The organism is Pseudobutyrivibrio ruminis CF1b (genome assembly GCF_000424005.1).
Classification (GTDB): Bacteria; Bacillota; Clostridia; order Lachnospirales; family Lachnospiraceae; genus Pseudobutyrivibrio; species Pseudobutyrivibrio ruminis_C.
Genome location: NZ_AUJB01000016.1, coordinates 89,467 through 109,964, shown reverse-complemented (window position 1 = coordinate 109,964; position 20,498 = coordinate 89,467). Strand labels below are relative to the sequence as shown.

Below are 20,498 nucleotides of genomic sequence, written 5' to 3'. Positions count from 1 at the left end.
CACCTCATCTTTATTTCATGTAGTCCTTCACATTGCTGGCATCTACTCTTTCAAATGGAACCCAAATGTAATATCCATCTTCTGATAATCCCTCTATTCCATCTGCTGTGCCACCGCTTGCCAATGCCTTTGTTAACTGAATAGCCTTTTGAGCTTGGCCATCTGCTGACTGATAAACTGTAAACTGCATCTCGCCCTTTGCAATAGATTCGCATCCTGCAACAGTTGCATCTACACCTACTACAGGATATTTATCCAAGTCATAACCAGCTTCTTTTAGAGCTTCTACGGCACCAAGTGCCATATCATCATTATTACAGAAAATTGCATCAAAGCTTTGATTCGTTTTCTGGAAAATACGGAACAAATCCTTTGCCTGATCAGGATTCCAATTCGCAGTATCATCAAAAACGACATTAACTGCAACCCCTTGGCTTCTCAACCAGTTCTTTACTGATACTGAACGGGCTACTGCTGCATTATGAGTTGCCTCTCCACGGAAAATAATAATGTTCATTGAGCTTGGCTTGCCCAGTTTATTGTAAACATACTCAGCCTGATATTCACCGGCATTCATCTCGTAGCTACTAACAGCCATATATTTATTTGGCTTTAGGAACTGCTCATCAGGACAAGCATTAACGTAAATAATTGGTTTATCACCAGCTGCAATTTCAAGCTGCAATGCTGTTGCTCTATCAACAGGCAAGCAAATGATAGCATCATATCCATCCGCTACCGCTTTTTTAATCTGCTCCACCTGATCATTTGTAGAAGCGCAAGCCTCCCCAATTGTAAGATCTATACCTTCACTAGGGGCATATTCTGCAAGCTTATCCATCAGCATCTGCTTAAAAGTATCAGATGGAGGCCCTGAGTAGAAAGCCTTGAGTCCTCCAGAACCTCCAGAGCTACTAGAACCTCCAGAGCTTCCACAGCCTGTCAAAACCAATCCTAAGGACATTATAATTGTAAGAAGAAGTACCGTAAGGTTTCTACATTTTCTGCTAACCTTCATAATCACTTACCTCCTCATCAATCTTGAATTTCTGAACATAATCCGTAAGCTTCTGAGATGTATTTGCCAACTCGTGAGAATTGTCTGCTACATCCTGACTGCTCTGACTAATGCTATTGGCCTGTTCAACCATATTCTGTGATGTTTCAAGAATCTCATCAGCACTAGCTGCCTGCTCCTCAGATATTGCAGCAACATTGTTTGCTACATCATCAACCTTCTGAATATTATCAAGCATCAATTCAATCAATTCATTAGATTTTTCTATGTTAAGATAAATCTTATCAAAGGTTTCAAGCGCTGTACCGATTCTCTCTGAGTTTTGCTCAATTTCCTCCGCACTTGACTGAGCCTGCTCTACAACACTATCTATTGCTCTACTAACCTCATTGATAAGGTTCGAAATATTCTCTGCACTGGAAGCTGAATTCTGAGCAAGTTTTCCAATTTCTGTTGCAACAACTGCAAATCCCTTTCCTGCCTCACCAGCTCTTGCCGCTTCAATGGAAGCATTAAGTGAAAGTAGATTTGTTTCATCTGCAATATCTTTAATCAAGCTGACAATCTTTGTGATTTCCTCAGAAACCTTTCCAACCTCATTGATTGATTCTACCAGCTGATCATTACTGCTCTTGATTTCTTCCATGGCAGCTGAAAGCTGTTCCATGTCAGCCTTACCTTTCTTACTTATCTCTACAGTCTCTTTCATGCTGACATTAGCCTCATTTGAATTATCTCTTGTGTCTGCCACTACCATAGCAAGAGTTGTTGCATTTTCAGCAATTTCATTAACTGCTATTGCGAGCTGATCTACTGTAGCATTCAGATTCTGCATAGCATCCGCCTGTGAACGAGATGCATCAAACATATCCTTTGAAACTCTATCTGAGTTATCGGATTGTTCTTTCAGTCTTTCAGACTCATTATTAATCTCAGATAGCATTCCTCGCATCGACTCTACAAACTCACTTACCTTCCGGCCCATAAGTCCGATTTCATCATTGCTCTCCTGTTTAACCTTAATTGTAAAATCACCAGCAGACATATCAGAAATATGCTTTGTAATATTTCCAATAGGTGCAATAACTCTACTTACAAGTACATTAATAAGAATAACTATAAGGATAATTGCTACTACACCAATTATTGCCAAAAGCTGTATCAATTTATTTACGTCCTGTAAAATTACACTATTGCTAATATAGGAAACAAGATACCATTCAGTTCCAGCAATATTTCTGAATGCCACCTGATAACCTTCTATTTCGGTGGTTGTATAATCACGTTCAGCAAATTTCTTTGCTATACCTGCCATAAGCTTATCTGAATCATCTTCACCAAGAACTGTGAATATTCTAGAGGCATCTCTGTGAGCCAATATAGTGCCATCAAAAGAATCAATAAGGAAAGATGTTGCCTGATCCATTTTTACACCAGAATTAACGATAATACTAATTTGGTCTAGTGTAACATCAGCTGCAAAAACTTTAAGTTCGTCGCTTCCATCATTAAGAATACCTGATGCACTTATAACGGAATCACCATTTGCATTTTTATAAGCCCCACCATAATTCAGGCGCACACGAGTAATACCCTGCTTATACCATTCCTCATCCTTTGGATTTGAAACAGTTTTAGAGGATTCACTAGCCTTCATGAATTTACCTGATTCGCTGGCAATATAAAATCCGTCAGTACAATAGGTGTTGTAGCCATAGAATGCATCCAAAAGAGACTGCAGAGCCTCATCGTCAGGCTTCTGAGTCTCAATAACCTGCTTGGCTGTTGAGAAATTCTCGAGATTTTTCTGTAACCAGGATTCGATATTATCTCCCTGATTTGAAATAGAAGAATCAAGCTGAGCTGTTGCCATTTTTTTCAGACTCTGGCTGGAAATATAACCAGAAATAACAACCAGTAGTATCACCTGAAGCAATACTACTGGCATCAATAACGCAATCAGCTTATTCTTTATTTTTGCGTGCTTTTCTGAAGATTTTGTATTGGCCATGGTATTCTCCTTAACTAAGAAAAATGTATCCCTTACACACTACACTAAAATCATTTTAATACCACAGCCACATTATTTGTTGTTTTTCGCCAAATTTTCATACATATTTAACATTAACGTCTAAATCGTAATGTCTCGTATTTTGATCGAGTTCGAACACAATTTTTTAGATCCTGAACTCTGGATTCGATATCTCCATCTTCCACAACTACATCTATTGATGAAGCCATATTATCAATGAGAAGATTGTCAAAATCCATAATAGGTGTAGCTACCAAAATTTTGTATTTCTCCTCAAAATCGTCTGTATCCAAAAAATCTAAAAGTATTGGATTGATTTCTTCTTCATCATAATTTCTTTCCATAATCTATATTGCTCCTAACTTAAAAATTCGAATAATAAATATGTCTTGCCAAATCAGCTGTACCAAAATCTACAATGATAACACCATAGCTGGTCTCTGATTTTAGCTCATATTCCATAAGCAGAGTATTCAAAGCTTTGGCGTAGCCCTTTGGATGGCCAACCTTGCCATCTCCGGCTGTGCTGACGAAATTCAAAAACATGGTAGTCTCGTCAGCTTCGCAGTTTTCCAAACCATCCACTACAGCTTCATATTTATCCTCAACTGTGTATTTATATCTGTCCTGAACCCAGAATCTGTAACCTGAATTAACATAGAGCTCGTAAGGAATGTCCGCTGGTACTCTGTTGTCCTGCTCGTCCCATATCATGTTCAGACCAGTAATATCTGATGCAACCTCATCATTAAATCTGGTGCCAAGGACAATTCTGCCTCTGGCCTCGCCCAATGTAGGAATCTCGTTTTCTGTATACCAGTAATCCTTATTAGACTTTACCTGCTCTAACAAAAGCTTCTGGATGTCGGCTGTAGAATAATCTTCATCCTCAATCTTGATATTGATAATGACTGTCTCTGTGGAATGCTTCTGAAGGAATTTGTAAACGTCAGCAACAGCATCATCAAAATACAGAAAGTCTGAGAAAAGATTTCCGTCGATGTGGCAGCTGGCAAAGTCATGAACCAGCTTTAATTTATCCCCATCCTCAGTCTCCTCGATGGCAACTCTGAAATCCAGATATCTGTAACCATTCTCAAGCTGCTGAGCTATGGATGTATCCTGGCATCTCATAACATAACCCAGTGCTACATTCTGTGAAGCACTGTTGTGAGCACCTGGAATAGTAATCTGCGAAATGTAAACATCGTCAGAAAGCTTCTCCATCCAGTTGGCGGTATCAGAGTAATCCTTTGACATATCAATGGTGAATTCCGACTCTGTATCATCATCACTGACGAACAGAATAACAAGAATTCCTACTATGATTGCAATCATCACTCCACAAATTATTCTGAAAAGCCTTCCTTTATCCATAAGCATGTCCCCCGTTAATTAGGCCTTAACATATTCTATATAAATATATTACCATTCTTTAGTGACAAAGTCTTTCAAAATCGGTACTATTGAATAGAATTATATTGATTTTCGGAGGAAAAATAATGATAGACAGAGGAAGACTCTTATCACTTGGATATTATAAAAAAGCTCCCTCATTTACAGGGAGCGATAAGAATAAATGTTATAAAATTGAAAGATTCCGTGAAGAGGATTCTGAGGAGGATATGTTCAAGGCCACCATCTGGCCTGGCCCATTCAGTTCAGAAAACACTCCTGAAGAATCAAAGCAGTCGAAGCTCGCTGCCTTCACCGAAGATGGCTTGCAGGAACTGGTCGACTGGATGAATTCTTTGGATATCTAGCAGGATTTACAAGCTTTTTTATTTTCATACATCGATGCGTCTGCGCGCTTTACAAGTGCGCGGAAATCCTCATCGAGCTTTTCATCAAACATTGCAGTTCCGATGGCTACACCAATCTTATACTGATAGCCGCCTTCGTGATTTGCTGTGTAAATCTTTGTCATAAAGAGCTTCTTCAAACGCTCCATGTTAACTGCCTTATTGGCAGGAATAATACAACAGAACTCATCTCCACCTGTACGGTAGCAGGTTCCATATCTTCCAAATACACTATTGAAAATCTCTGCAACAAGTGTGATGTACTCATCTCCAGCTTCATGACCGTATGTATCATTACAAGCCTTAAGTCCATTAGCATCAGCAACTACAGCAATAATTCCATCAAGCTTCTTTTCTGCCTCTACATGACTTTCAAAAGCATTTCTATTGTAGAGACCAGTCATTGTATCCGTAAGGGCGAAAATTTCAAGCTGCTTAACATGGCGGCCCTTCTCAATAATCTCGTTAGTTCCCTTAATCAAATCCCACGCAAGAAGACTTACAAAAATAAGGAACATATAGCGACCCATTTTATCTGAGTCACCAACCTCACTGTAATAATTTCTTACGTCAATGATAATCGAGATAGTAAATAGTAATACTCCGGTAGCACATATTTTTGTCTGACGAGAAAAATCTCTATGATAAAGCTGAATAGCAATCGCTGAGACAACATATATAGCTGCAACAAGAATTAAAATCTGCATGTAAACAAGAGTCTCTCTATATTCTAAAATCTTCAATAAATGAAGCGCAGTAAATACGACAAACTCGACCATAGATGCTATGACTATAATTCTCTTAACTATCTTTCCATTGATTCCCAAATAACCATCAAAGAACAGTACAAATGGTGCAATAACCATCATTAAACATAAATATGGAATTACAGAGTCAAAGATTTTGTTATTAAAAAGAAGCACTGATACGTCTGTCTCGTTCAATGTCCATGTTCCAATGAATAATGCAAAATACGCCAAATGAACTAACTCTCTGCCCAAGTTAAGTCTCTTGTTCATAAATGCATAGTAAATCAAAATGATAAAACTAAATATCACAATTAATAAACTTGCACAGAACTTTGGCAAAGAATTTCTGAGCAAATTATCATACATCTGGTATGCATTTCCCACATAAAATGTAGGAACCTGATCCTGGACACATTCATATACTGGCTTAATGATAATAGCCACATTAAGCATCTTTTCATTTACTGATATAAAATTGTAAGCTGAACCTGGTGTAGAACCTAAGATGCCTCCTGTTTTGGTAAATGAATAAATCTCTCGTCCAGAATTATAAGCTTTTACAAACTGATGAGATGTGTAAAACATGAAGCCGGAATAATGGCTATCAAAAGAAGACAAATCAAAGAAGTACTCCTTTGAACCATCTTCTAATCTTGCCACCTGATATGGCTCAATCTTGATGGTAGGAGTATCACTCTCTGATTTCTCGTTCGTCACTAAGAAGCCTATAACAAGTGCACATGCGCACAGTATAAGCATCAGATTATTTAAACGTTTTTGAAAATTAAAAATTAACTTATTCTGATTCATCGTCATTACCAATTGAAAACTTTTTCACGTAACATTATATTTCTGAATAGATTTCACATTTCATTCACATTTTATAACATTATACATTCCTATTGGTATAATGGCAACTATCAAAATTATCTAATAAAACTTTCTATATGTGGGTATAAAGTATCTTTTTGTACAATATAGCTACTATGAGTTTCCCCTGAGAGTATTTTTAACACTGAATTAGGGATGCTAGAAGCTATCTTTTCGGATTCCTTCTGTCTTACACAATCCTTCTCTCCGGCAAAAATCATAGCTGGAACAGCAATCTTTTTCAAATCCTCTGGACTGATATCTGGTTCCTGTAACATCATCAAAGTTTTAGGGTCGTTGGTTTTCTTGTAATACCTTTTCATTTCCCTGATATCCCTGTGATGTAATCCTGCTGGAGTAAGGTTTGCTCCGCAGCAGATAATTCCAGAAAGTAATTCACTAGCCTCCATAGCCACCAAAAGGGCAATAATACCTCCGTCAGAATATCCAAGAAGATATGGCTTTTCAATATCTAATGCCTTAATCAGATTAATGACATCCTTTGCCATATCGCCATAATGATATTCCTTTGGTGTGGCGCTCTCACCGTGGCCTCTTGAATCCATGGCATAAACTACATGGTCTCTGCTGAGAGGCTCTACCAATGGATCAAAGATATGGTGGTCTTCGCTATTTCCATGTATGAGAATAACCGGGGTTCCCTGTTCCCCGGTTCTTTCATAGCATATTATCTGTGAGTTTAACTGAATATACATATACACCTCATCCATCCCCCCTAGGGAGAAGGCTATTTATTTTCGATAACTTTCTTCATATCATAGAGTCCTGCTGGCTTACCAGCAAGGAACTTAGCTGCCTCTACAGCCCCCTTACCAAATACGCTCTTTGAATAAGCAGTATGCTTGATTGTGATAACCTCATCAAGTCCTGCAAAGATAACCTCGTGTTCACCTACGATATTTCCACCACGAACTGCTGAAATACCGATTTCATTCTTAGGTCTCTTCTCACGTCTGTCTGCTCTACCATAGCAATACTCGTACTTCTCGTCTAAAGCATCATTACATGCATCTGCAAGTGCAAGTGCTGTTCCACTAGGAGCATCAAGTTTCTGATTGTGATGCTTCTCCACGATTTCGATATCAAAACCTGCGTCAGCAAAAATCTGAGTAGCTTTCTTACATAAATCAAATAGTGTATTTATACCCAATGACATGTTTGCAGAGCGGAGAATCGCTACCTTTTTACATGCAGAATCAACGTGTGCAAGCATCTTGTCATCAAGTCCTGTAGTGCAAAGGACAACTGGCTTCCCATTCTTCTCGCAAACATCAAGCATATCATCAACAGCTGCTGCTGTAGAAAAATCAATTACAACATCGTAGTCCACATCAACCTCTGCAAGTGAATCAAATACTGGATACTCATTGTCGATACCCTTAAATTTATCTACTCCTGCAACAATAGTTACCTCAGAATCATTTTTGCAAATATCTGTGATAACTCTTCCCATGTGTCCGTTGCATCCGTGCATTACTACTTTTGTCATTATTCTACCTCTCTCTTTCTACTGCTTTTGCCAACTGTCCTATTTGGTCATATATAAACAGAACTGCCATAGAAGCCCAAAAAGCCCATGGCAGTTCTATGGAATTACTTCTCAGGTTTTAAATTTAAAACACTGTCAGCAATTTCAAATATTCCTCTTGTAATATTTAATCCTGTCAAAATGACATTAGTTGAATATGAACGTCCCTCCAAAGCGCATAAAATATCCTGCTCTGGAACGATGCCTTCATCAACAACGCCAAGAATCTCATCAAGAATAACCAGATCGCTTTCGCCTGTACCGAGAACCTTCTTAGCATAGTTAAGACCATTTTGAATATTCAAAATCTCTTCCTGCTTTTGTTCATCTGTTAACTCAGCGAAACTCTCTTTTGAGCGCTCAAATCTAAAAAGCTTAATTTCAGGCTCAAGCTTACTTAAGTACTCAGTATTTGTCTCAGATTTAAGGAACTGAATAATAGTAGTGGTGCGTCCCTGCGAGGCATTACGAATAGCCTGTCCTAAGGCTGCAGCTGACTTTCCCTGTCCAGTTCCGTAATATACTTGAACAATTCCTTTTTCCATAAGTCTCCTTATTTCTTAAAGCTAGCTCTCTTTCTAAGTGTAGGATCAAGAATTCTCTTTCTGATACGAAGAGATTCTGGTGTAACCTCTAAAAGCTCATCTACATCGATGAAATCAAGTGCCTGCTCAAGGCTAAGTACTCTTGGTGGTACAAGTGTAAGTGCTTCATCAGCTGAAGATGAACGAGTATTTGTAAGGTGCTTCTTCTTACATACATTAAGTTCAACATCCTCTGCACGAGAACACTGACCAATAACCATACCAGAATAAACCTTTTCGCCTGGTCCGATGAAAAGTGTACCACGATCCTGAGCTGAGAAAAGTCCATATGTAACTGACTCACCAGTCTCAAATGCGATAAGTGAACCAAGCTTACGATAAGCAATGTCACCCTTGTAAAGCTCATAGCCGTCGAAAATTGTATTGATTATACCATTTCCCTTAGTATCTGTCATGAATTCTCCACGATATCCAATAAGACCACGTGAAGGAATCTTAAACTCAATACGAGTGTATCCACCTGCGATAGGTGTCATATTCTGAAGCTCACCCTTTCTCTGAGAAAGCTTCTCGATAACAGCTCCTGTAAACTCATCAGGAACATCTACATAAGCGCGCTCCATTGGCTCGAGCTTATGGCCCTTTTCGTCTTCCTTGTAAAGAACCTCTGCCTTTGATACAGCAAACTCAAAACCTTCACGACGCATGTTCTCGATAAGTACTGAAAGGTGAAGCTCACCACGTCCAGAAACCTTAAGTGAATCTGGTGAATCTGTATCCTCTACACGAAGTGATACATCAGTGTTAAGCTCCTTCATAAGACGCTCACGGATGTGGCGTGAAGTAACGAACTTACCTTCCTGACCAGCAAGTGGGCTATCATTTACAATGAAGTTCATTGAAATAGTAGGCTCAGAAATCTTCTGGAAAGGAATTGGATTTGGAGCATCTACTGCACAGATTGTATCTCCAATGTGGATATCTGAAATACCAGAAATCGCAACGATAGAACCAATCTGAGCTTCTGTAACATCTACTTTATTAAGACCGTCGTACTCAAAAAGCTTTGAAATACGAACCTTATTATTCTTTGTCTCGTCGTGTGCATTAACAACGATAGCATCCTGGTTAACCTTGATAGAACCATTCTCTACCTTACCAATACCGATACGTCCAACGTACTCGTTGTAATCGATTGTAGAGATAAGTACCTGTGTAGGTGCCTCTGGGTCACCCTTTGGTGCTGGGATGTAATCAATGATAGTCTCGAAGAGAGCTGTCATATCCTTATGCTCTTCGTTAAGGTCTCTGATAGCAAAACCTTCCTTAGCTGAAGCATAAATGAATGGGCAGTCAAGCTGCTCATCTGACGCATCAAGATCCATGAAAAGCTCAAGAACCTCATCGATAACTTCGTCTGGACGAGCCTCTGGTCTATCGATTTTGTTAATACATACAATAACTGGTAAATCAAGATCAAGTGCCTTCATAAGAACGAACTTGGTCTGTGGCATTGCGCCTTCGAAAGCATCTACTACAAGTACAACACCGTTTACCATCTTAAGTACACGCTCAACCTCACCACCGAAGTCAGCATGACCTGGTGTATCAATGATGTTAATCTTTGTGTCCTTGTAATATACTGCAGTGTTCTTTGAAAGGATAGTGATACCACGCTCACGCTCAATATCATTTGAGTCCATGACACGCTCTGCAACTTCCTGATTCTCTCTAAATACACCTGACTGCTTTAAAAGCTCATCTACAAGTGTAGTCTTACCATGATCTACGTGTGCGATGATGGCAATGTTTCTAATATCTTCTCTACTCTGAATTGACATATAATTCTCTTTTCTTAATTCTTACAATAAACTACATTGTAAAAACCTACCCCTAAATATCAAGCAGTTCTCAAAACGAGAACTGCTTGATTATAAAACGTTATTTCAAAGGTGTCAACTCAGTCTTTCCACCCATGTATGGACGAAGTGCTTCTGGTATAGCAACTGAGCCATCTGCACGTAAGTTGTTCTCCAAGAATGCGATAAGCATACGTGGTGGAGCAACTACTGTGTTGTTAAGTGTGTGAGCAAAGTACTTGTTTCCGTTCTCATCCTTAACACGAATCTTAAGACGACGTGCCTGAGCATCGCCAAGGTTAGAGCAGCTACCAACCTCGAAGTATTTCTTCTGACGTGGTGACCAAGCCTCTACGTCACAAGACTTAACCTTAAGATCTGCTAAATCTCCTGAACAGCACTCAAGTGTACGAACAGGAATATCTAAGCTGCGGAATAAATCAACTGTGTTGTTCCAAAGGATATCGTAGTACTTCTTTGAATCCTCTGGCTTACATACAACAATCATCTCCTGCTTTTCGAACTGGTGGATACGATATACACCACGCTCTTCAATACCGTGTGCGCCCTTTTCCTTTCTGAAGCAAGGGCTGTAGCTTGTAAGTGTGTATGGAAGATTAGCTTCATCATTGAGTGTATCAATGAACTTACCAATCATAGAGTGCTCTGATGTACCGATGAGGTAAAGGTCCTCACCTTCAATCTTGTACATCATGGCATCCATTTCTTCGAATGACATAACACCAGTTACTACGTTTGAACGAATCATGAAAGGTGGGATGCAATATGTAAATCCTCTGTCGATCATGAAATCACGAGCGTATGAAATAACTGCTGAGTGAAGACGAGCGATGTCTCCCATAAGGTAGTAGAAGCCGTTACCAGCGACCTTACCAGCAGCATCCAAATCGATACCATTGAATCTCTCCATGATATCTGTGTGATAAGGAATCTCGAAATCAGGAACAACTGGCTCGCCGAACTTTTCGATTTCTACGTTGCAGGAATCATCAGGACCAATTGGAACGCTAGGGTCGATAATGTTAGGAATCTTCATCATGATTTCCTCAACCTTATCAGCAAGCTCCTTCTCAACTGGCTCTAAGTCCTTAATCTTCTGCTTGAGCTCTGCTACCTCAGCCTTAGCCTTCTCAGCCTCATCCTTCTTGCCCTGACCCATAAGAGCACCAATTTCCTTTGATGCCTTATTCATCTGAGCACGGAGGTCGTCAGCTTCCTGCTGAGCAGCACGTCTCTTGTCATCAAGCTCGATAACCTCATCTACGAGGCCAAGCTTATGCTCCTGAAACTTTTTCTTAATGTTTTCCTTAACTGCGTCTGGATTCTCACGTAAAAACTTAATGTCTATCATGTTTATTCTCCTACTTCTAATCTTAATTCTTTGAAGCAAACTTAAGCTTAAAGATGTACCAAAGCTGTGTTGCAATAAAGATTGATGAATATGTACCAGCAATTACACCAGCAAGAAGTGGTAATGCGAACTCTCTGATTGATGATACACCAAGGATGAGGAGCATAAGTACCATGATTGCTGTTGTGATTGATGTTGAAATAGAACGTGAAAGTGTCTGAGCAAGTGAGTCATTACAAAGTGCCTTAAGTGTCTCAGCATTTTCTGTTCTGATTGCCTTATGGTTTTCACGGATACGGTCGAATACGACGATTGTATCGTTGACTGAGTAACCGATAACTGTAAGCATACATGCGATGAATGCAGCGCCTACTGAAATTCTGGCGAATGCATAAAGTGCAAGTACGATAAGTACGTCATGTACAAGGGCGATGATTGCTGAAGAAGCAAATCTGATGTCCTTGAATCTGAACCAGATATATACAAGCATGCAGAGTACTGCAACAAGTACGGCAATTGTAGACTGGCTACGCATCTCGCCTGAGATTGTAGAACCGATTGTCTGCTGTGTGATAGATGTTTCCTTAACCTGGAACTGGCTCTCGAACATCTCATTTAAAGACTCTCTCTCTTCAAGAGTAAGGTTTCTTGTCTTGAAGATTGCCTGATTGCTTCCATCTACTGTTGTAGTCTGGATGCTTCCCTCGCTAACACCGATTGTCTCAGCGATTACAGGTACTACCTTTGCATCTAAATCTGCAAGTGAATATGTCTCATTGAAATCAACTGTTGTAGATGTACCACCAAGGAACTCAAGTGAGTAGTTAAGACCTGTACCTGTCTTAGCCTTGCAAGCTCCCATTGTGATAAATCCAGCTGCGATAATTACAACTGAAATTGTAATGAAGATTGCCTTCTTGCCAACGAAGTCGAACTTTGAAGGCTCCTTAGCCTTTCCATAGAACTTAGCATCACGAATACCAAGTGCATAGAAAGAGTTAATAATAATTCTTGTAATAACAAGTGCTGTGAACATTGATAAAACAACACCGAGTGCAAGAGTGATTGCGAATCCCTTTACAGAACCTGAACCAAGGATACCAAGTACTGCTGCTGCGATAAGTGTTGTGATGTTACCATCAAGGATGGCTGAAAGCGCCTTTGAGAAACCTGACTCAATAGATGAAACTACTGGGCGACCATTCTTGATTTCTTCACGGATACGAGCAAATACGATAACGTTAGCATCAACCGCCATACCGATTGAAAGAATCATACCTGCGATACCTGGAAGTGTAAGTGTAATATCAAATGCCTTAAGAATGCTGATAAGCATTGCTGTGTAAAGTGCAAGTGCAAGTGAAGCTGTAACACCAGGTACAAGGTACATAATGATAAGGAAGATCATTACGAGACCAAGACCAACACCTGCTGCGATAAGTGATGTTCTAAGAGCATCAGCACCAAGCTGAGCACCTACAACCTGTGACTCTAACTCCTGAAGCTCAATATCAAGACCACCGATACGGATGTATGAAGCAAGCTTGTCAGCTTCTTCCATAGAAGACATACCAGAAATTTCACAGTTACCTGTTGTGATTGCTTCGTTTACCTTTGGAACTGAAACGAACTGGCCATCATAGTAGATACCAATTGTCTCGCCTGCAAGAGCTGCTACTGTAGTAGCGTCGCCGAATGCCTTTGTTCCTTCGTCGTTGAACTGAAGTGTTACAACATACTTTGTAGCGCTTGTTGTCTTGTCCTGCTCGGCTCTTCCCTGAGCTGCTGTAACTTCTTTACCTGTACAGATTACTGAACCATTATCAATAAGTGTCTGGATATCGTAGTTGAGAACATAGCCAGCCTGACCATTTTCGTCTGTGCCGTATGTGTAGTTCTCATTTCCATCGTTATCCTTCTGAGCGATGAAATAAAGTGTACCAGGAGTACCTAACTCCTCCAATAATGCGTTTGCATCTGAAACGCCAGGAATCTCAACTGTGATTCTGTCATCGCCTACGCGATAAACATTTGCCTCTGTTGTTGAGCTCTCCTCGCCAAGGTCATTTTCAATACGCTGCTGAAGCTTAAGAATTGTGTCTGCCATCTGCTCATCTGTAGGCTTGTCTCCAACTGCTTCGTATGTAATGCTGACACCACCATCAAGGTCGAGACCAAGCTTTAGGCTGTCATCATTTTCTTTAATTGTGCCTGTAATAACTGTGAATGCATAGTAGCCAAGTAAGCCAAGAATAACTACAAATGCAACGAGCCAGGCAATCCCCTGTCCTTTTTTTAAACGTTTCATTATTTATTCTCCTATCTTGTAATTTATAACTGCTGAGCAGTCTAAAGAGGTGGTTTATGCCTCTTTTGTTTCGTTAATCTCTGCATTGTGCACCTTTAATGCAATAGCACACTCAACACGCTTCTTCTGAAGCTCACATCCTACGTGGTAATTTCCAAGGATGCTTCCTGTGAAGTTAAATGCATTTGCTGCACATCCGCCGCTGCAGTAGAATCTTGCAAAGCAATTCTTGCATTCTTCTTTTGCATAAACATTGCAGTGCTTGAACTGATTTACAACTTCTTTGTTCTTAACCCCGCTAAATACATCACCGAGACAGAAATCAGTATTCCCAACGAACTGGTGACATGGATAAAGCTCACCAGTAGGTGTAACTGCCATGTACTCTGTACCAGAACCACAACCTGAGAGACGCTTGTAAACACAAGGACCGCCCTCTAAATCAATCATGAAGTGGAAGAAGTTGAAATCTTCGTCTGTACCCTGACGACGCATCATCTCAGCACAAAGTGAATCGTACTCTTCGAAGAGCTTTGGTAAATCCTCCTCACGAAGAGCATAATCATCTGTCTCCTGTGCAACTACTGGCTCAACGGAAATCTGCTTGAAGCCTTCATTTGCGAGATGAATAACATCCTTAGAGAAATCAAGATTGTTACGTGTGAAAGTACCGCGAATATAATATCTGTCCTGATTACGTGAATCAGCAAGCTTCTTGAATTTTGGCATTACGATATCGTAGCTGCCTGCTCCCTTTTTGAATGGACGCATGAGATCGTGAATCTCTGGACGACCGTCGCAGCTAAGAACTACGTTAGCCATCTCCTTATTAGCGAATTCCTGAATCTCATCATTTAATAACACACCGTTTGTGGTGAGTGTAAATCTAAAGTTTTTGTTGTGCTCTTTTTCGATTGAGCGACCGTAGGCAACTAAATCCTTAACTACCTGCCAGTTCATAAGTGGCTCGCCGCCGAAGAAATCTACTTCAAGGTTTCTTCTGCTGCCAGAATTTGCAACGAGGAAATCAAGTGCCTGCTTACCAACCTCGTAGGTCATAAGCTCGCGCTTTCCTGTGTGATATTCTCCCTCTTCTGCGAAGCAATACTTGCAGGCAAGATTGCAATCGTGTGTTATATGTAAGCAAAGAGCCTTTACAACTGTAGGACGTGCTGTAAAATCAGCAATCCTTGGCTCGTAGTTGTCTTCTGTAAATAATGCTCCATCGGCGATAAGCTGTTCAATCTCAGACTGAATCTCTGAAAGCTCTGCCTCTGAAACCTCTGGATGGCTTTTCTTCATCTGATCAAGTGCTGCATCCTTTCCCTGCTCCTGCCAGAGACCAAGGAAATCGTATGTGATCTCATCTACTACGTGGATGGCACCGCTATTGATATCAATAACAATGTTGTAACCGTTGTTTTTAAACTGGTGAATCACTAAAAAAATGTCCTTTCATAAACGCACAATAGACCGTTCCCCATCCCGTGGGATGAGGACCGGTCTGCGTTAAATATTACTTCATTAAATATGAGCAATTACTTAGAGTGCTCACAGCTCTGGTTTCCAACTGTACAAGAAGTCTTGCAAGCTGACTGGCATGATGTCTGGCACTCGCCACATCCGCCTTCCTTAACAGTGTTCTGTAATCTTGCAGTATTTAATGTTTTGATGTGTTCCATAATGAATATCTCCTTTTCTTTAAACAGCTACTACTCACAGTAACCCTAAGATTAATTGATTATACTATAAATCGGCCAAAATATAAAGTATTTTCCTTATTCTGCCTCAGCAGGTGCTCCTGTGTAATTTGCATTGTCGATGCAGAAATCAAGTGCCTTCTGTGTAAGGTAGGCCTGACGGAAATATCTCTCGCCTGTGTAGCCGTCTACATCATATACTTCATAGAAGCTTGTCTCATCAGATGTGCCTGATGATGAAAGAACTCCCTGAATGAACTCCTTGTATCCTGCCTCGTCAATCTCAATGCCCTCAGCCTTTGCAATAGCCTCAAGGATAAGCTCTGTCTCTGTAGACTCCTGAATGCTTGTCTTCATGCTTTCAACATAAGCATCGTAATCCTGTCCCATTGACTCAAAGTATTCCTTTGCAGTAGTGCCATATGACTGATACTGCTTGTCATAAACACTAAGGTACATATCTACTCTGGCCTGAAGAAGATCCTCAGGTACCTTTGATACCTTGCTATTATTTAAAACTGCGTTTAAAACAGCTGTCTGCTTGTCGCTCTTAAGATTGTTCTCAAGGCTTGCTGTGTATTGTTCCTTAAGTGCATCCATGTAAGCATCTACAGTGTCGTAACCAAACTTATCAGATACGATTTCATCTGTAAGAGCCTCCTTTGAATCGATGGCCTTTGCAATGTAATTAACCTGGAATGTGAAGATAACTGTCTGTCCAGCTAGATCTGCATTGCCATAATCCTGTGGGAATGTAACCTCGTAAGCTACTTCCTCGCCTACCTTGTGTCCTACAAGGCCAGATGTAAATCCTGAGATATATCCGCCGCCTGTAGCAGAGCTGTTGTTTCCAATATCAATAAGCTGATCCTCTGCAGAACCGCCGTCAAAAGCTACGCCGTCCTGTGAACCAACATAGTCGACATTTACGATAGAATCCTCTGCGATTTCCTTTGCGCTGCTGTCCTCTACATAGATAGCTGCCTCAGAGATAGTCTTTGATACATACTCATCAAAGCCCTTGTCTGTGTACTCGTACTCACCGTCAAGAGTGATATCAAGTCCTTTGTAATCGCCTAATGTAACGAACTCGTCTACATCATATTCAATAGGTTTTACATCAGACTTCTTATCTGCCGACTGCTCTGTCTTTGTATCAGCTTTCTCCTCTTCCTTGCTGCCGCAGGCTGTAAAAGAAAAAGCTAAAGCGCCCACTAAAATCAGTACCAAAAATCTATTTTTCATTTGTAAATTCCTCCTCAAAAGTCTGAATTAGTTTACCACATATTCAATTTTTAGGCAAAGAAAAAGCTCGCTTACTTGCGAGCCTTTTTCTTAGCTTTAGGGGTTTTTTTAGTTCTGTCGTACATAACCGACATATCGAATATCTTCTTAGCCAATTCAGGAGCCATCTCCTTAGCAAGAAGTCGCCACTGCCAGTTACCACTTTCTGTGCCTGGCACGTTGATTCGATTATATTTGCCAAGTCCAAGGAAATCCTGCATCTGAGCTACAAATAAAACTGAAACTGAGCTCATTCCGCCGCGAATCATGCCCCAGTTAAATCCCTCAGCCTTTGAAATACCAAGGTACTTGCTGGCATATTCCTTGTCCTTCTTATCTGCCTCTTCATACCAGCCCATGATAGTTGCATTGTCATGGGTTCCTGTGTAGCAGATACAATTTTTATCATAAGTGTGAGGCTGATAGTTGTTTGGTTCACCTGAATCAAAAGCGAATTCAAGAACCTTCATTCCTGGCCATCCACTATCCTGAAGAAGCTTTACAACTGTAGGTGAAGGCTCACCTAAATCTTCAGCAATAAACTCGATACTTGGGAATGTCTTTGAAAGAAGTCCAACAAGATCCATTCCTGGTCCCTTCTTCCATTTACCATTCTTAGCTGTCTTGTCCTTTGCAGGAACAGCCCAGTACTCATCAAAACCTCTGAAATGATCAATTCTGAGAACGTCATAAAGCTTTGCAGCTCCGTCAATTCTTCGAATCCACCATTTATAACCATCATTTTTCAAAGCCTTCCAGTCGTAGCATGGATTCCCCCAAAGCTGACCGTCTTCGCTGAAATAATCTGGTGGCACACCAGCCACCTCTACTGGATAATTGTCTTCATTCAGACTGAAGAATTCTGGCTCAGCCCAGACATCACATGAATCCAGTGCAACATATATAGGAAGATCTCCAATTACCTCAATGCCAAGACTGTTAATATAAGTCTTAAGCTTAGCCCACTGCTTAAAGAACAGATACTGAATATATACGAAGAATTCAATATCATCCTCAAGCTTCTTAGTGTACTTTTCAACAGCCTTTGCCTCATGAAGACGAATGTCCTCCTCTGGCCATTCCTGCCAGCTAAGCTGACCAAAATGCTTCTTAATTGCCATGAAAAGCCCGTAATTTTCAACCCATGGGTTTTTCTTTCTGAAATGAAAAATCTCACCGAGAGCATCTTTATATCCTCTCTCCTTTGCCTTTTCAAGGATCTTGAAACGACTTTCATAAATCTGACCATAATCCACATAACGTGGGTTGGTTCCCCAGTTTTCAGCCTCGACCTCTTTCTTGGTCAGAAGGCCTTCTTCAATAAGCATATCAAGATCAATGAAATAGGGGTTTCCGGCAAAGGTAGAAAAGCTCTGATATGGGCTGTCTCCGTAACTAGTTGGACCTAAAGGAAGTACCTGCCAGTATTTCTGGCCGGCAGCCTTCAGAAAGTCCGCAAAATCATATGCGGCTTTTCCAAAGGTACCTATTCCATAAGGTGAAGGTAATGAAGATATAGGGAGCAAAATTCCACTACTTCTTTTCATATTTAATCTCCTTTAAATATTATAAGGCTAGCGGGAAGGCAGGCTTAGCCCTTAACCGCACCTGCGATTACACCTTTAATAATGTATTTCTGTAAGCATATATACATAATTATGATTGGTAATACTGTCATCATAATACATGCCATCATTGGTCCCATCTCTACATGTCCATAGCTTCCACGGAAGTACTGGATAAGGATTGGGATTGTCATATATTTCTTTCTGTCGAGAACAAGGTATGGCAAAAGGTAATCGTTCCAAAGCCACATTGTCTCTAAGATAGCTACTGAAATAAGTGTTGGCTTCAAAATTGGAAGCACGATCTGGAAAAATGTCTGGATTGGATTGCAGCCGTCAATCATAGCTGCCTCTTCAATCTCAAGTGGAATTGACTTCATAAATCCTGTGAACATGAACACCGCAAGACCTGCGCCAAATCCAAGGTAAATAATGCAAATATTATATGGTGTATCAAGGTCCATTCTGTCAGCTGTAGATGCAAGTGTGAACATCAGCATCTGGAAAGGAACTACCATTGAAAATACAAATAAAGCATAGCATACCTTTGAGAGAATTCCGTGAACTCTGGTGATGTACCAGGCACACATTGATGTACAAATTAAAATCAAAACCGCAGATGATACCGTGATAACCAAGCTGTATCCAAATGCTGCTGCAAATCCCTTTGATGAAAGAGCATCTGTGTAATTGCTGAAGCCTACAAAGCTCTTTGCATCTGGAAGTGTAAATACACTGTTAGTGCTGATAAAAGCATCACCCTTAAGTGAGTTAATCAAAATCATAAATACTGGATAAATCCAGCAAACAGCCAGAAGACACAATACTATAAACACGATAAGACGTGCAACCTGTTCTTTTGCTTTCATTACTGCTGTACCTCCTTTGATTTAGTAATCTTAAGCTGAATCATGGAGATAAGTATTACCATAATACAGAAAATAACTGCTTTTGCCTGACCATATCCCTTCCACTGTGGGCCTGTACGGCTGTAGAAGGTGTTGTATATGTTAAGGGCAAGCATCTCTGATGCGTGAGCTGGCTCACCGCCTGTTAATGCAAGGTTCTGATCAAAGAGCTTGAAGCCGTTTGTGATTGTCAGGAATGAACAAATTGTAATTGAAGGCATTACGTTTGGAATCTTAATCTTGAAAAGAATCTGTCCTGTTGTAGCACCATCAATCTTCGCTGCCTCGATATAATCATCTGGAATAGACTGAAGACCAGCGATGTAAATAATCATCATATAACCAATCTGCTGCCAGCACATAAGTATTGTCAAACCTATGAATCCGTATGTAGCATTAAGTGCAAGAAGTGGCTTTTCCAAAAGTGAAAGCACGCAGTTGATAAGAATCTGCCAAATGTATCCAAGAACGATTCCTCCGATAAGGTTTGGCATGAAGAATACTGTTCTGAAGAAATTTGAACCTTTAATCTTATTTGTAAGTGCAAGGGCAATAGCAAAAGCTATTACATTTATAAGTACTGTGGATACCACAGTAAAAAGCGCTGTGAACCAAAATGAATGCCAGAAATCAGCATCTGTAATGGCATACGCATAATTTCCAAATCCAATGAATGTAGACTTCTTTATAGTAGTAAATTTACAAAATGATAAATATAAGCCCTGAACAAAGGGATAAATAAATCCAACCGAGAATGCAGCCAATGTTGGCAACACAAAAATCGGCCAGTACTTTCTTATTGCTTTTTCCATAATTATTCCTTTTTTGTGTATTATTTGCAGTGAAACTTTCCAAAATTATGGAGGGCGTTAGGCCTCGCCCTCCAATGTTAGTTATCCGCGTTTTATGCCGTAGCAAGAACCACGAATTGGGAAGA

18 protein-coding genes are annotated in these 20,498 nt (G+C 40.2%); 1 reads left to right on the top strand and 17 read right to left on the bottom strand.

The genetic code is table 11. From position 1 onward, the window contains the following. Positions 1-10: 10 nt before the first annotated feature. The 4 genes from G592_RS0113195 to G592_RS0113180 all read right to left on the bottom strand — a co-directional run bounded on the left by G592_RS0113195 (position 11) and on the right by G592_RS0113180 (position 4,427). A complete protein-coding gene (locus tag G592_RS0113195) occupies positions 11-1,018 on the bottom strand; it encodes a substrate-binding domain-containing protein (RefSeq protein ID WP_028248231.1) in 1,008 nt (335 codons plus the stop codon). Next, positions 1,008-3,029 (bottom strand): methyl-accepting chemotaxis protein, encoded by a 2,022-nt coding sequence (locus G592_RS0113190; RefSeq protein ID WP_028248230.1) that lies wholly within the window; start codon positions 3,027-3,029, stop codon positions 1,008-1,010. The genes G592_RS0113195 and G592_RS0113190 overlap by 11 nt, the downstream gene beginning before the upstream one ends. Positions 3,030-3,142: 113 nt before the next feature. Continuing rightward, on the bottom strand, positions 3,143-3,394 hold the full coding sequence (locus tag G592_RS16590; protein WP_051194928.1) for a hypothetical protein: 252 nt from the start codon (positions 3,392-3,394) through the stop codon (positions 3,143-3,145). A gap of 19 nt (positions 3,395-3,413) precedes the next feature. Beyond that, a complete protein-coding gene (locus G592_RS0113180; protein ID WP_028248229.1) occupies positions 3,414-4,427 on the bottom strand; it encodes a phosphatidylinositol-specific phospholipase C domain-containing protein in 1,014 nt (337 codons plus the stop codon). Positions 4,428-4,552: 125 nt separating this feature from the next. Between G592_RS0113180 and G592_RS0113175 the strand changes: the two genes are divergently transcribed. Further along, positions 4,553-4,813 carry a hypothetical protein gene (locus tag G592_RS0113175; RefSeq protein ID WP_028248228.1) on the top strand — a complete coding sequence of 87 codons (261 nt, stop codon included), beginning with the start codon at positions 4,553-4,555 and terminating at the stop codon, positions 4,811-4,813. Here G592_RS0113175 and G592_RS0113170 read toward each other — a convergent pair. From G592_RS0113170 to G592_RS0113110, 13 genes are all read right to left on the bottom strand, one after another. Continuing rightward, positions 4,810-6,318 (bottom strand): GGDEF domain-containing protein, encoded by a 1,509-nt coding sequence (locus tag G592_RS0113170; protein WP_196801848.1) that lies wholly within the window; start codon positions 6,316-6,318, stop codon positions 4,810-4,812. The two genes, G592_RS0113175 and G592_RS0113170, sit on opposite strands and share 4 nt — an antisense overlap. A gap of 209 nt (positions 6,319-6,527) precedes the next feature. Beyond that, positions 6,528-7,187, bottom strand: coding sequence for an alpha/beta fold hydrolase (locus G592_RS0113165; RefSeq protein WP_028248226.1), 660 nt, complete (start codon positions 7,185-7,187; stop codon positions 6,528-6,530). 32 nt (positions 7,188-7,219) lie between these two features. Continuing rightward, positions 7,220-7,981 carry a 4-hydroxy-tetrahydrodipicolinate reductase gene (dapB, locus tag G592_RS0113160; RefSeq protein WP_028248225.1) on the bottom strand — a complete coding sequence of 254 codons (762 nt, stop codon included), beginning with the start codon at positions 7,979-7,981 and terminating at the stop codon, positions 7,220-7,222. 104 nt (positions 7,982-8,085) lie between these two features. Beyond that, positions 8,086-8,565: a cob(I)yrinic acid a,c-diamide adenosyltransferase gene (locus G592_RS0113155; protein ID WP_028248224.1), complete on the bottom strand. Its 480-nt coding sequence runs from the start codon at positions 8,563-8,565 to the stop codon at positions 8,086-8,088. Positions 8,566-8,573: 8 nt separating this feature from the next. Next, positions 8,574-10,406: a translational GTPase TypA gene (typA, locus tag G592_RS0113150; RefSeq protein ID WP_028248223.1), complete on the bottom strand. Its 1,833-nt coding sequence runs from the start codon at positions 10,404-10,406 to the stop codon at positions 8,574-8,576. Positions 10,407-10,506: 100 nt separating this feature from the next. Continuing rightward, positions 10,507-11,796, bottom strand: coding sequence for a serine--tRNA ligase (serS, locus tag G592_RS0113145; protein WP_028248222.1), 1,290 nt, complete (start codon positions 11,794-11,796; stop codon positions 10,507-10,509). Between the two features lie 22 nt (positions 11,797-11,818). After that, positions 11,819-14,104 (bottom strand): protein translocase subunit SecDF, encoded by a 2,286-nt coding sequence (locus tag G592_RS0113140; RefSeq protein WP_036952997.1) that lies wholly within the window; start codon positions 14,102-14,104, stop codon positions 11,819-11,821. A gap of 54 nt (positions 14,105-14,158) precedes the next feature. Then, complete coding sequence (scfB, locus tag G592_RS0113135) at positions 14,159-15,544, bottom strand: thioether cross-link-forming SCIFF peptide maturase (protein WP_028248220.1); 1,386 nt, start codon at positions 15,542-15,544, stop codon at positions 14,159-14,161. Positions 15,545-15,642: 98 nt separating this feature from the next. Then, complete coding sequence (scfA, locus tag G592_RS16585) at positions 15,643-15,786, bottom strand: six-cysteine ranthipeptide SCIFF (protein WP_015548727.1); 144 nt, start codon at positions 15,784-15,786, stop codon at positions 15,643-15,645. A 96-nt stretch (positions 15,787-15,882) separates the two neighbouring features. Beyond that, positions 15,883-17,049 (bottom strand): FKBP-type peptidyl-prolyl cis-trans isomerase, encoded by a 1,167-nt coding sequence (locus tag G592_RS0113125; RefSeq protein WP_028248219.1) that lies wholly within the window; start codon positions 17,047-17,049, stop codon positions 15,883-15,885. A gap of 71 nt (positions 17,050-17,120) precedes the next feature. After that, positions 17,121-18,635 (bottom strand): 4-alpha-glucanotransferase, encoded by a 1,515-nt coding sequence (malQ, locus tag G592_RS0113120; RefSeq protein ID WP_028248218.1) that lies wholly within the window; start codon positions 18,633-18,635, stop codon positions 17,121-17,123. A 44-nt stretch (positions 18,636-18,679) separates the two neighbouring features. Continuing rightward, positions 18,680-19,522: a carbohydrate ABC transporter permease gene (locus G592_RS0113115; protein WP_028248217.1), complete on the bottom strand. Its 843-nt coding sequence runs from the start codon at positions 19,520-19,522 to the stop codon at positions 18,680-18,682. Continuing rightward, the gene (locus G592_RS0113110) at positions 19,522-20,373 is read right to left on the bottom strand and encodes a carbohydrate ABC transporter permease (RefSeq protein ID WP_028248216.1); all 852 of its coding nucleotides are present in this window, start codon (positions 20,371-20,373) and stop codon (positions 19,522-19,524) included. The genes G592_RS0113115 and G592_RS0113110 overlap by 1 nt, the downstream gene beginning before the upstream one ends. Positions 20,374-20,498 lie beyond the last annotated feature (125 nt).